This is a genomic window from Bradyrhizobium betae, assembly GCF_008932115.1.
GTDB lineage: Bacteria > Pseudomonadota > Alphaproteobacteria > Rhizobiales > Xanthobacteraceae > Bradyrhizobium > Bradyrhizobium betae.
On the sequence record NZ_CP044543.1, the window covers coordinates 5646320 to 5658780 of the forward strand.

The 12461-nt window shown below is 65.1% G+C and carries 8 protein-coding genes; 7 read left to right on the forward strand and 1 reads right to left on the reverse strand.

Features of this window, described 5'->3' with window-relative positions; genetic code table 11:
• Positions 1–7 precede the first annotated feature (7 nt).
• The 6 genes from flgK to F8237_RS27100 all read left to right on the forward strand — a co-directional run bounded on the left by flgK (position 8) and on the right by F8237_RS27100 (position 9033).
• On the forward strand, positions 8–1891 hold the full coding sequence (gene flgK, locus F8237_RS27075) for a flagellar hook-associated protein FlgK (protein ID WP_151649276.1): 1884 nt from the start codon (positions 8–10) through the stop codon (positions 1889–1891).
• A gap of 20 nt (positions 1892–1911) precedes the next feature.
• Positions 1912–3795, forward strand: coding sequence for a flagellar protein (locus F8237_RS27080; RefSeq protein WP_151649277.1), 1884 nt, complete (start codon positions 1912–1914; stop codon positions 3793–3795).
• A 71-nt stretch (positions 3796–3866) separates the two neighbouring features.
• Positions 3867–4649, forward strand: coding sequence for a hypothetical protein (locus tag F8237_RS27085; protein ID WP_151649278.1), 783 nt, complete (start codon positions 3867–3869; stop codon positions 4647–4649).
• Positions 4639–6282 carry a hypothetical protein gene (locus F8237_RS27090; RefSeq protein WP_151649279.1) on the forward strand — a complete coding sequence of 548 codons (1644 nt, stop codon included), beginning with the start codon at positions 4639–4641 and terminating at the stop codon, positions 6280–6282. Before F8237_RS27085 ends, F8237_RS27090 begins: the two co-directional genes overlap by 11 nt.
• Before the next feature lies 1 nt (position 6283).
• Complete coding sequence (locus tag F8237_RS27095) at positions 6284–7537, forward strand: ATP-grasp domain-containing protein (RefSeq protein ID WP_162006238.1); 1254 nt, start codon at positions 6284–6286, stop codon at positions 7535–7537.
• A complete protein-coding gene (locus F8237_RS27100) occupies positions 7534–9033 on the forward strand; it encodes a pyridoxal phosphate-dependent decarboxylase family protein (RefSeq protein ID WP_151649280.1) in 1500 nt (499 codons plus the stop codon). The genes F8237_RS27095 and F8237_RS27100 overlap by 4 nt, the downstream gene beginning before the upstream one ends.
• Positions 9034–9114: 81 nt before the next feature.
• On the opposite strand, the gene flbT is transcribed toward F8237_RS27100, so the two are convergent.
• Positions 9115–9552: a flagellar biosynthesis repressor FlbT gene (gene flbT, locus F8237_RS27105; protein ID WP_151649281.1), complete on the reverse strand. Its 438-nt coding sequence runs from the start codon at positions 9550–9552 to the stop codon at positions 9115–9117.
• Between the two features lie 318 nt (positions 9553–9870).
• Between flbT and F8237_RS27110 the strand changes: the two genes are divergently transcribed.
• Entirely contained in the window at positions 9871–12159 is a 2289-nt protein-coding gene (locus tag F8237_RS27110) for a DUF1522 domain-containing protein (RefSeq protein WP_151649282.1), read from the forward strand.
• Positions 12160–12461: the final 302 nt, after the last annotated feature.

The window sequence follows — 12461 nt, forward strand, 5'->3', positions numbered from 1 at the left end:
AGTCCACATGGGTTTGAGTTCAGCCCTTGCCAGTGCGATGAGCGGACTGCGTGCCAACCAGGCCGCGCTCTCGATCGTCTCCTCGAACGTCGCCAACTCGCAGACGCCGGGTTACGTCGTCCAGAAGGCGAACCAGATCGAGGTCACCACCGGCGACTTCGGTTCGACGGCGATGACGACCGGCGTCAGCCGGGAGCTCGACACCTATGTGCTGAACCAGCTGCGCACAGAGACCGGCGGCAGCGGCTACGCCGACCAGATGGCCAGCATCCTGAAGCAGCTTCAGAATGTCTATGGCACGCCGGGCAACAGCGGCACGCTCGAAACCGCGCTGAACAATTTCACCACCGCGCTGCAGGCGCTGTCGACCAGTGCGGGCTCGTCGTCGGCGCAGACGGTGGCAGTCGGTGCGGCTCAGACGCTGGCGCAGCAGCTCAACGTCACCACCAAGGGCATCCAGTCGCTGCGCTCCAACGTCGAGCAGGACCTCGGCAGCTCGGCGCAGCAGGCCAATCTGGCGATGAACCAGATCGCCGACATCAACACCAAGCTCCAGGGCCTGTCGGCGAACGATCCGTCCGCCGCGACGCTGATGGACCAGCGCGACCAGGCCATCAACACGCTGTCGAAATACGTCGACGTCCGCGTCACCACCGACGGGTCGAACCAGGCCAACATCTACACCACCACGGGGATCCAGCTCGTCGGCGCGGGGCTCGCCTCGCAGTTCTCGTTCGCGTCGGCCGGCGCCCTGACAGCGACCTCGCAGTACAACATCGATCCGGCCAAGTCGGGCGTCGGCGCGTTCAACATCAAGCTTCCGAACGGCTCGATGGTCGACGTCGTCGCCAACAACGTGGTGTCCTCCGGGCAGGTCGCGGCCGATCTGAAGCTGCGCGACCAGACGCTGGTGCAGGCGCAGAACCAGATCGACCAGCTCGCCGCCACGATGTCGAGCGCGCTGTCGGACAAGACCACGACGGGCAGCACCGTCTCCGGCCCGCCCGCCGGCTTCGACATCGATCTTGCCGGGGCGCAGCCGGGCAACACCGTCAACATCAGCTATACCGACACGACCACCAACACCCAGCGCCAGATCACGCTCGTCAACGTGACCGATCCGGCCGCCCTGCCGCTGCAGAACGCCACCAACGCCAACCCGATGCAGATCGGCGTGAACTTCTCCGGCGGCATGGGCGCGATCGCCTCCGCGCTCAACACCGCGCTGTCAGGCGCGCATCTGACATTCGCCGCCGCGTCGTCGCCGGCGACGGCCACGACGCTGCGCGTCACCGACGACAATACCGGCCTTGCCAAGGTCAATTCGTCCTCAAGCACCAAGACGATATCGTCGCTGACCTCGGGCAATCCGCAACTGCCGCTGTTCACCGATGGCGGGCAGGCGCTCTACACCGGCGCGATCACGGCGTCGGGCTCGCAGATGACCGGCCTTGCCGGGCGCATCGCGGTGAACACGCAGCTGGCCGCCGATCCAACCAGGCTGTCGGTCTACAGCACCTCGCCGGTGACGCCCACGGGCGATACCACGCGCTCGGACTATCTCTATTCGCAGCTGACCAATGCGGTGTTCTCCTATTCGCCGCAGACCGGCCTCGGCTCGGCGAACCAGCCCTTCACCGGCAGTGTCTCGAACTACCTCCAGCAGTTCCTGAGCGTTCAGGGCAATGCCGCGACGCAGGCGACCCAGCTCCAGCAGGGCCAGAGTGTCGTGGTCTCGACGCTCCAGGCGAAGTTCAACTCGACCTCCAGCGTCAATCTCGACTCGGAGATGTCGAACCTGATCCAGCTCCAGAATGCCTATGCCGCCAACGCCCACGTCATGTCGGTGGTGCAGACCATGATGAATACGTTGCTCCAGGCGCAAGTGTAACCAGTACAGGGCCCTGAACCATGTCGATCAGCAGCATCAACTACTCTTCGTCGGTTCTCGGCTCGCAGATCCGCAACATCAACCAGCAGCTCACCGACCTGTCGACGCAGCTCTCGACCGGCAAGCTGTCGCAGAACTATTCCGGCATGGGCACCAACGAGGGCTTTGCGATCGCCGGGCGCTCGCAGATCTCCAACATCGCCGCCTATACCGACACGATCACCAACGTCAACGTCAACATCAACCTCGCCAACACGGCGCTGCAGTCGCTGACGACGATCCGCAACACGGTGCAGACCGGGTCCGCCACCACCGCGCAGGATCTCAACGTCAACGGACAGACGGTCGCGCAGAACACCGCCGCGGCGCAGTTCGGCTCGATGGTCGGCGTCCTCAACACCCAGTCGGGCAATCGCTATCTGTTCTCCGGGACGGCGTTCAACACGCAGTCGGTCGCCAATGCCGGCGACATCATCAACGGCACCACGACGCAGGCGGGCCTGAAGACCGTGATGGCGGAGCGTCAGGCCGCCGACCTCGGCGCCAACGGCATGGGCCGGTTGGTGCAGACGCAGCCGACGCCGAGCTCTGTAAAGGTGTCCGAGGATGTCGCGGGATCTCCGTTCGGGCTCAAGATCGCGGCGGTCTCCTCGACCCTGACGGGGGCGACCGTGACCGGCCCGAGCGGCTCGCCGGTGTCGTTCTCGGTCGATCTCAACGGCGTCAACCCGAACAACGGCGACAAGCTGAGCGTCCAGTTCACGCTGCCGGACGGCTCGACCGAGCAGATCGACATGACGGCATCGACGAAGATTCCGACGCCGCTCGGCAGCTTTGCGATCGACGCGAGCGTCCCGGTCAACCCGAACAACACCGCTGCGAACCTCAACACGGCGCTGAACACCGCAATCACCAAGCTCGCCAATACCTCGTTGGTGGCGGCATCCGCCGTCACTGCGGGCGACAATTTCTTCAACACCGCGAGCTCGGCGATCGGGGCGTCCGTCAACAACCAGGCGGCGACGCCTGCGCCGATCACGGGCGCGACGGCACTGTCCGGCGCGAGCCCATCGGACTCGATCTCGCCCGGCTTCGTCGCCGGCGACACCATCACCGTCAACGGGACCACGCTGTCCTTCGTCAATTCCGGCGCGACCGGCAACCAGCTCAATGTCGGGGACAGCATCCAGACCCTGATGAGCAAGATCGACGCGATCACCGGCACCTCGAAGCCTTCCACCGTGCATGGCGGCTCGATCACGATCAACACCGACAATGCGGCAAGCCTGAGCATCACGACCTCGAACACCGCTGCGCTGGGGTCGCTCGGCTTCGGCTCGACGCCGGTCACCGCCACGCAACCGCCGCTGCGTGTCGGCTCGTCGCCGGCAAGCTCGGCGACGACGCTGGTCAACGGCTCGGCCAATACCGTGAAATGGTACACCGGCAATGACGGGCCCGGCTCGCCGCGCTCGACCGCGGTGGCGCGGGTCGACGATTCCATCACGGTGCAATATGGCGCGCAGGCCAACGAGGACGCGATCCGCAAGCAGATGCAGGCGGTCGCCGTGTTCGGGACGTTCTCGACCTCGCCGACCGGACAGTATGCCGGCGGCCAGGTCGCGGCGCTGAGCCTGCGCACGACCCAGGCGCTGACGAAGCAGCCCGGCGAGCAGCGCATCGAGGACATCCAGACCGACATCGCAATGGCCCAGAACACGATGAAGGACGCCTCCACGCGTCAGACCCAGGCCAAGGCGCAGCTCCAGTCCATCATCGACCAGGCGGAGTCGGCTTCGCCGGACCAGGTCGCCAGCGAGATCCTGTCGCTGCAGAACGCGCTTCAGGCGTCCTACCAGGTTACCTCGAAGCTCGCGCAGCTGTCGCTCGTCAAATTCCTGTAAGGCGGCATTAAGGCGCCGTTAACCATGCCTCTTTACCTCTTGGTGAGGATTTGAGCGGGGCGGAGCCGTCAATGTCGGACAAGATGCAGCTGGTGGTGGCCACGCCGTGCTTCGGCGGGCAGGTGTCGAGCATTTATGCGAGCTCGATCTTCGCGCTCCAGCGGGCCGTGCACGGCATGTCCAATCTCGAGCTCAAGGTGCTGTTGCGCGACGGTGACGCGCTGATCACGCGGGCGCGGGCCAATCTGGCCGCGATGTTCCTGGACGATCCCAAGGCGACGCACTTCCTGTTCATCGACGCCGACATCGGGTTCAAGCCCGAACAGGTGTTCCGGCTGATCGAAAGCGGCGCGGATGTCGTTGCCGGCTGCTATCCGATCAAGCGCGTCAACTGGGACAAGGCGAAGCGGGCGATCCAGTCCGGCCGCGCCGACGTGCCGGCCGCCTCGCTCGACTATGTGCTCGAGATCGAGGACCCCGACCGCATCGTGGTGGTCAACGGATTCACCCGCGTGCGCTACGCCGGCACCGGCTTCCTGATGATCCGCCGCCACGTGCTGGAAGCGATGTGCCGCCACCCCAACCATGCGAACCTGCAATTCTTCCGCGAGCATTCGCACGATACGCTGGCGGCGAGCCAGAACCGCTTCGCCCTGTTCGAATGCATGATCGACCCCGCGACGGGCACGTATCTGTCCGAGGACTTCGCGTTCTGCAAGCGCTGGACCGACATGGGCGGGGAGATCTGGGCCGACATCCAGAGCTCGCTCGACCACGTCGGGCCGTCAGTGTTCCACGGCGACATCGCTTCGCAGTTCGCACCGGCGCCCGCGGCGGCGGCCGATGCGGCGTGAGCCTCCCGGGATGAGCGCCGGCGCATCCCGTCTGTCGACCCCCGAGCGCACGCCCGACGACGGCTCGCGCTACCGTCTGCGCGATCTCTTCACGCCACTGGACACGCTGCTCGTCTCCGGCGGAGATCAGCGGCTGGCGCTCGACGCCAGGGATCGCGTCAACGGCTATGGTTGTGCGGCCTCGCCGGAGCCGGAGCTGTGGAATTTCGCCTCGTCGACCGCTTCGACGATCTCGCAATTGGCTTATGACCGCGCCGCGCTGGCGCGCGAAGAGCTGATGCACAAATGCCTGTTCGACGAGGTCGAGGTCGCCTTCGATGCGCGCTGCGAGGACATGCGCGAGGAGTTGCGCGGCCATCTCCAGCTCCCGTCGCGCGTCGACATCGTGTTCTCGCCTTCGGGGACGGACTCGCAGCTCCACGCGCTGTTCCTGGCGCGCGCGGTGCTCGGCGCAGCTCCAGTGACGATCGTGGTCGGCGCCGACCAGACCGGCAGCGGCACCGTCCACACCGCGCGCGGCCACCATTTCAGCTCGCTGACGGCGAGCGGCTTTACGGTGCGCAAGAACAGCCCGGTCGCGGGTCTTGCCGGCGACAGCATCGCAGTGCCGCTGCTCGATGACGCGTCCGACTTAGCGATGCGCCGGGATCCGGATGCCGCTGCAATGTGTGCAATCCAGGACAGCCTCGCGCAAGGTCGGCGCGTTTTGTTGCACATCATGGATTCGTCAAAACTCGGCTGGCGTGCCCCAAGCGAGGCCTGCCTCGACGAGATCGCCAAGCGCTGGAACGGCCAGGTGCAGATTGTGGTTGATGCCTGCCAGATGCGGCTCGGGCGCCGGCGTCTGCGCGGTTATCTCGATCGCGGCTACATGGTGCTGATGACAGGCTCGAAGTTTTTCGGCGGCCCCGCCTTCTGCGGCGCGCTGCTGGTTCCGAAGGGATTGTCTCGCGCCGTCGATGGGCTGGGTGAGATCGCGCCGGGCGTCCTCGACTACGCCGGCCGCTGCGACTGGCCTATGGCCTGGACGGCGCTGCGCTCGCGCTTCGAACGCCGGCCGAATTTCGGTCAATGGCTGCGCTGGGAGGCGGCGCTCGCGGAGATCGGCAGCTACTACACAGTATCAGGGGCTTTCCGTACGAGAGTGCTGGCCGAGCTTGCCGCCGGCATCGACAGCATGATTGCGTTGTCGCCATCGCTTCGCCGCGTTTCCAGCGCGACCCGGACGACCGGTCCGGACGACGAGGAATTTGCGCACGCCACCATCTTCCCCTTCACGCTGCAGCGCGACGGCAAGCCGGTCTCGATTGCCGAGACGACCGCCGTTTACCGGGCGCTGGCGCGCGACATGAACGAGGAGATCGGCGGCAGCGCGGCAGACCGGCAGGTCGCCACGCAGCGCTGCCTGATCGGCCAGCCGGTTCGGCTGGAGCGACCGGACGAGGCGCCGCAGGCCGTATTGCGCCTCTGCGTCGGCGGGCGGCTCGTCACCGAGGCCTGGTCGGCGGACGCCGCGCAGGCGCAACGCAATTTGCAGCACATTCTCGATCGCATCGCCCATGTCGTGGCGAAGATCGAACTGCTGCTTGATCGTGCCACGGCTGCGCCGGGGAAGTTTGTGCTCGAGGCTTAAGATGCTGCATCCTGTTTTCGCGCCCGATAGCGTGACCACGCCGAACTATTCCGACCGCATCGGCTTTGCGCAATTGACGCGCCGGGCTTTCGAGGGCGGCGATCTGCATCCGTTGCGCGAGCATCTTCTGGCACGGATCGCGGAGGGAACGGCGGAGGCGGGCGAAGGCCTGGATCTGTCGCTGATTGCCCAGCTTCTGGGTGAGAAGGAGGCCGGGCTCGTGATCCAGAGCGAGGTGCTCTCCTTCCATCAATTGTTTCGTACCCCTTGCGCGGCTGCGAAACCCCGCCTGCGCGTGCTCGCGCTCGCGGCCGATATCGACATGGGTGGCAACACCCCGATCGAATTCCTGCTCGAAGGCTCCGACATCGAGCTGTTGACGCTCTATGTCATCAAGGGCGTCGGCCTTCCCGAGACATTGCCCGATCACGACGTCGCCATCGTGGTCGCCTCCGATTCCGAGGAATGCCGCGAGACACTTGCCGTCATCGCAAAGGCTGCGCCACGCTGGCCGCGGCCGCTGCTCAATCGCCCCGAGTTCATCGGCAATCTCGACCGCGACAAACTGTACCGGTTGTTGGCCGGCATCTCCGGTCTCGACATTCCCGTGACCGCCCACGCGACGCGCGGGCAATTGTCGGAACTTTCGCAAGGCAAGATCGCGTGCGAGAGCATCACGGGCGAATTGCGCTTTCCGATGATCGTCCGGCCGCGCGGTACGCATGCCGGCGTCGGACTCGCGAAGATCGACGACGCTGCGGCGCTCGCTGCGTATCTCGCCGAGCGGCAGGAGCACGAATTTTTCGTCGCGCGCTTCGTCGACTATGCGAGCCCGGACGGACTTTACCGCAAATACCGTCTCACCGTGGTCGACGGCAAACCTTACGCCTGCCACATGGCGATCGCCGACCGCTGGGACATCTGGTATCTCAACGCCTACATGGCGTTCAGCGAAGAGAAGCGCGCTGAAGAAGCCGTCTGGATGCAGGACTTCGATCACGCCTTCGCTGCACGGCATAAAGCTGCGCTCGACGAGATGAGCAAGCGCGTCGGCCTCGACTACTTCATCGTCGATTGCGCCGAGAACCGGGACGGCGAATTGCTGGTGTTCGAGGCGGACAACACCGCCGTCGTACACAACATGGACCCACCCGCCGTGTTTCCGTACAAGCCGCCGCAGATGCGCAAGATCTTCGCCGCGTTCACGGCGATGCTGTCGCGGCACGCCATGAACGGCGAGGGGAGGGCCACATGAACGAGATCATCCGCAACGCGCAAAGCGCCGTCACGCACACCTCGCTCGATCCGCAGGACTGGAGCGAATTTCGCGCACTCGCGCACCGCATGCTGGACGAGGCGATCGACGGCATCGCCAATGTTCGTGCGCGTCCGGTGTGGCAGCCGATCCCCGATGCTGTCAGGGCGGCGATGAAGGCCGAAGTGCCGCGCGAGGCGAGCGATCTCGCCGAGGTCTATCGCGAATTCTCAGAGCATGTCGCGCCCTATGCGACCGGCAACGTTCACCCCGGTTTCATGGGCTGGGTGCATGGCGGCGGTACCGCGGTCGGCATGCTCGCCGAAATGCTCGCAGCCGGCCTCAACGCCAATCTCGGCGGGCGCGACCACATGCCGATCGAGGTCGAGCGCCAGATCGTTGCCTGGATGCGCGATCTGTTCGCTTTCCCGGAGAGCGCCAGCGGCATCTTCGTCACGGGCACGTCGATGGCCAATCTGATGGCCGTGCTGGTGGCGCGCACGGCTGCGCTCGGCGCGCTGGCGCGGCAGCACGGCATCGGCAATGATGGCGCACTGCTCACGGCTTACACGTCGCGGGCCGCGCATGGCTGTGTCTCCAGGGCGATGGACATTGCCGGGCTCGGCACCGATGCGCTGCGCAAGATCGATGTCGATTCCGATCATCGCATCGACGTGGCCGCGCTGCGCGCGCAGATCGCCACCGATCGCGCGGTCGGATTCAAGCCGTTCCTGGTGGTCGCGTCCGCCGGCACGGTCGATATCGGCGCAATCGACGATCTCAAGGCGATCGCCGAGCTGTGCCGCGAGGAGGGGATCTGGTTTCACGTCGATGGCGCCTTCGGTGCGCTCGCGATCCTGTCGCCGGAGCTTGCGCCCCTGCTCGGCGGCATCGAGCTCGCCGATTCCATTGCGCTCGACTTCCACAAATGGGGGCAGGTGCCTTACGATGCCGGCTTCCTGCTGGTGCGCGACGGCGAGCAGCATCGGCAGGCCTTTGCGCAGCCGGCGGCGTATCTGAGCCGCGAGGCGAGGGGCCTTGCAGCCGGCGCGGTCTGGCCCTGCGATCTCGGCCCCGATCTGTCGCGCGGCTTCCGTGCGCTGAAGACCTGGTTCACGCTGAAGACGTTCGGTACCGATCGGTTGGGCGCGGTGATCGCGCGAAGCTGCGCGCTGGCAAAATATCTGGAAGCGCGCGTTCTCGCCGAGCCGCGGCTGGAGCTGCTCGCGCCGGTCAATCTCAATATCGTCTGCTTCCGTTACCGTGCCGACGATGCGGTCAATCGCGAGATCGTCGCCGATGTCCAGGAGTCCGGCATCGCGGCGCCGTCAAGCACGACGCTGGACGGCAAGTTCGCGATCCGCGCGGCCATCGTCAATCACCGCACCGACGAGAGGGACATCGACGCGCTCCTGGCTACGGTGCTGGAGTTCGGCGAACGCCGCAGCGCCGGCGCCGTGATCGAGGTCGAAGCGCCGCCGCTCGCGGCGCAGTGACATCAGCACTTGTCTTGACGTGTTGAAACGAAAACGCCCCGGACCCGGTCCGGGGCGTTTTCGTTCGGATGTGCGAAGCGCTCAGGCGGCCGAGCTGACGTCGGCCGCGACGCCGTCCTTGGGATGGGTCGCCTCGAACTGCTCGCGCAGCTTGTCTTCATAGGAGATCAGCTTGCGGGCGTCCTTCAAGGCTCGATAGAGATCGCCGCTCATGATGTGGTTGTTGATGCTTTCGATGATCGGCCAGGCGCTCGGCACCGCGGTGACGATGTCGCGCACCAGGTTGAAGTAGGTGCCGTGCTGGCTCTGCGGATCGGGCGAGATGTACATGAGCTGCACCGCCAGATAGACGAGCTTGGCCGCCGTATCGGCGGTCTCCGGCGTGAGGATGTCACGCTCGCGAAGGATCGGCACGTTCTCGCCGTCGATCAGAAGGCGGGCGCGCTGGTCGGTGTTGGTTATTACGCAGTTACCGACGATGATGCGTTCGTGCGGTCTCAGCTCGACCTTGAGGGCCATGCCTGTTCTCCATCAACGCTTTCGTAACCGAGCGTGTGTTGCGGCGGATCAGGGCGCAATACTCTCTCAAGACTAGTTAACGAGTTGTGAATCCCCGGTTTTTTCGAGAAAAATACCAATCATTTCAATGGCTGGTTCGAGCCGCAGCGCGGTGGCGGTGACGCTTGTCCTGCCGAATCATCCCGCGACTCGGCGAAAGCGACGGTTTCATTTCATGCTTCGTTAGATTCTCGGCGCCACGGTCCGCCGGTCGCTTGGCAAATCTCGATCAAGCAGACGCGTAACAGTAAGCGTCGTTTACCAGAAAGGTAACACCCAATGTCCGGTATCGTTCTCTCCTCCTCGGTTCGTCAGAACCTGCTCTCCCTCCAGTCCACCGCTGATCTTCTCGCCACCACGCAGAACCGTCTGTCGACAGGCAAGTCGGTCAACTCGGCCCTGGACAATCCCACCAACTTCTTCACCGCGCAGTCGCTCGACAACCGCGCCAGCGACATCAACAATCTGCTCGATGGCATCGCCAACGGCGTGCAGGTGCTGCAGGCCGCCAACACCGGCATCACCTCGCTGCAGAAGCTGATCGACAGCGCGAAGTCGATCGCCAACCAGGCGCTGCAGACCACCGTCGGCTACTCCACCAAGTCCAACGTCTCCACCACCATCTCCGGTGCGACGGCTTCGGACCTGCGTGGCACGACGTCCTTCGCAAGCGCCACCGCGCTCAGCAACGTGCTGTATGACGGCACGGCAGGCGGCACTCACGCGGCAACCTCGGCGATCACTCTGGGCGCGACCCAGGGCGTTGACACCGGCGCGACCGCGACGGCTGGCGACGGCTCGACGGCTCTCTCCGCGGGCATCACCCTGATCGCGAGCGGTGCGGCGACGGCGACCGGCCTGGTCGGCACCGCCCAGCCCGCCGACGGCGACACGCTCACCGTCAACGGCAAGACCATCACCTTCCGCGCCGGCGCTGCTCCTGCCTCGACTGCTGTTGCCAGCGGCTCGGGCGTCAGCGGCAACATCGTCACGGACGGCAGCGGCAACTCGACCGTCTTCCTCGGAACCTCCGGTACCCCGGCCGCGACCGTGGGCGATCTCGCCACCGCGATCGACCTCGCCAGCGGCGTCAAGGTTGCCGTGAACACCGCCGGTGCTGCGGTCATCAGCACGAGCGCTGGTGAGACGGCATCGGATGTCGGCGTCACAACTGCCAGCAAGGTTACGCTGCGCAGCTCGACCGGTGCCGACCTCAACGTCACGGGCAAGGCGGATCTGCTGAAGGCCCTCGGCCTGAGCTCGGCCGTCGGTGGCGGCAACGCCACGGTGAACGTGGCCCGCACCACCAGCGCTGCCTCCCTCGGCCAGCTGATCCAGGACGGCTCGACGCTGAACGTGGACGGACACGTCATCAGCTTCAAGAACGCCCCGGTTCCGGGCTCTGCCGGTGCTCCGGCAATTCCGACCGGCTTCGGCAAGAGCGGCAACGTCATCACCGACGGCGCCGGCAACTCGACGGTCTATCTGCAGGCCGGCACGATCGCCGACGTCCTGAGCGCGATCGACCTTGCCACCGGCGTTCAGTCCGCCAGCATTGCCGCTAACGGCACTGCCACTCTGTCGACCGCCACCGGCCAGACGGCTTCGTCGATCAACGCGTCGGGCCAGCTCAAGCTGTCCACCGGCGTGAACGCCGACCTGTCGATCACCGGCACGGGCAATGCGCTCAACTCGCTCGGCTTCGCCGGCAACACCGGCACTGCGACCGCCTTCACCGCGGCCCGTACCTCCGGCGTCGGCGGCATCACCGGCAAGACCTTGACCTTCAGCTCCTTCAACGGCGGCACGGCGGTCAATGTCACCTTCGGCGACGGCAGCAACGGCACGGTCAAGACGCTCGACCAGCTCAACACGAAGCTTCAGGCCAACAACCTGACCGCGACGATCGACGCCAACGGCCTGCTGACGGTGTCGACCACCAACGACTACGCGTCCTCGACGATCGGGTCGAGCGCCGCGGGTGGTGCAATCGGTGGTACGCTGACGAGCTCGCTGACGTTCTCGACGGCTTCCAGCCCCGTCCAGGACACGGTTGCGCAGACGTCCCGCGCCAACCTCGTCAACCAGTACAACAACATCCTGAACCAGATCGACACGACCTCTCAGGACTCCTCGTTCAACGGCGTCAACCTGTTGAACGGCGACCAGCTCAAGCTGGTGTTCGACGAGACCGGCAAGTCCAACCTCAGCATCACCGGCGTGACCTACAACTCCAAGGGTCTGGGCCTCGCCGCTCTGACCAGCGGCGTTGACTTCATCGACAACTCCGCGACCAACAAGGTGCTGTCGAACCTCAACGCGGCCTCGAGCACGCTGCGCTCGGAAGCCTCGGCGCTCGGTTCGAACCTCTCGGTGGTGCAGGTTCGTCAGGACTTCAACAAGAGCCTGATCAACGTGCTGCAGACCGGTTCGTCCAACCTGACCCTGGCCGACACCAACACTGAAGCGGCCAACAGCCAGGCGCTGTCGACCCGTCAGTCGATCGCGGTCTCCGCGCTGTCGCTGGCCAACCAGTCGCAGCAGAGCGTGCTGCAGCTGCTCCGCTAATAAGCGGCAGACATCGCAACACATCTTTAAGCAAGACATGGCGGCGGGGCTTCGGCCCCGCCGCTTTCTTTTGTGCCGGTGTATGAAGACGTCGTGTGGTGAGACGAAGAGGATGCATTCGAATGCAGCCAATTGCTCTCTCTGAGTTATGGTTGACAAGTAGCAAACACACCGTCGCTGCACGAAAAAGCATCAATCTATCATGGCGATACACGCGGGCGTGATCTGGCCTCGATCGCGTTTATGGTGAATCCGCGCAAGGACTGGTGCGACACGCTTCATGCTTTGTTAGCCCCAAACGG

What these genes read in the sequence shown, in the direction of transcription:
- F8237_RS27080 (WP_151649277.1), top strand. Translation starts at nt 1,912, where the DNA reads ATGTCGATCAGCAGCATCAACTACTCTTCGTCGGTTCTCGGCTCGCAG.
- F8237_RS27090 (WP_151649279.1), top strand. Translation starts at nt 4,639, where the DNA reads ATGCGGCGTGAGCCTCCCGGGATGAGCGCCGGCGCATCCCGTCTGTCG.
- F8237_RS27085 (WP_151649278.1), top strand. Translation starts at nt 3,867, where the DNA reads ATGTCGGACAAGATGCAGCTGGTGGTGGCCACGCCGTGCTTCGGCGGG.
- flgK (WP_151649276.1), top strand. Translation starts at nt 8, where the DNA reads ATGGGTTTGAGTTCAGCCCTTGCCAGTGCGATGAGCGGACTGCGTGCC.
- F8237_RS27095 (WP_162006238.1), top strand. Translation starts at nt 6,284, where the DNA reads ATGCTGCATCCTGTTTTCGCGCCCGATAGCGTGACCACGCCGAACTAT.
- F8237_RS27110 (WP_151649282.1), top strand. Translation starts at nt 9,871, where the DNA reads ATGTCCGGTATCGTTCTCTCCTCCTCGGTTCGTCAGAACCTGCTCTCC.
- flbT (WP_151649281.1), bottom strand. Translation starts at nt 9,552, where the DNA reads ATGGCCCTCAAGGTCGAGCTGAGACCGCACGAACGCATCATCGTCGGT.
- F8237_RS27100 (WP_151649280.1), top strand. Translation starts at nt 7,534, where the DNA reads ATGAACGAGATCATCCGCAACGCGCAAAGCGCCGTCACGCACACCTCG.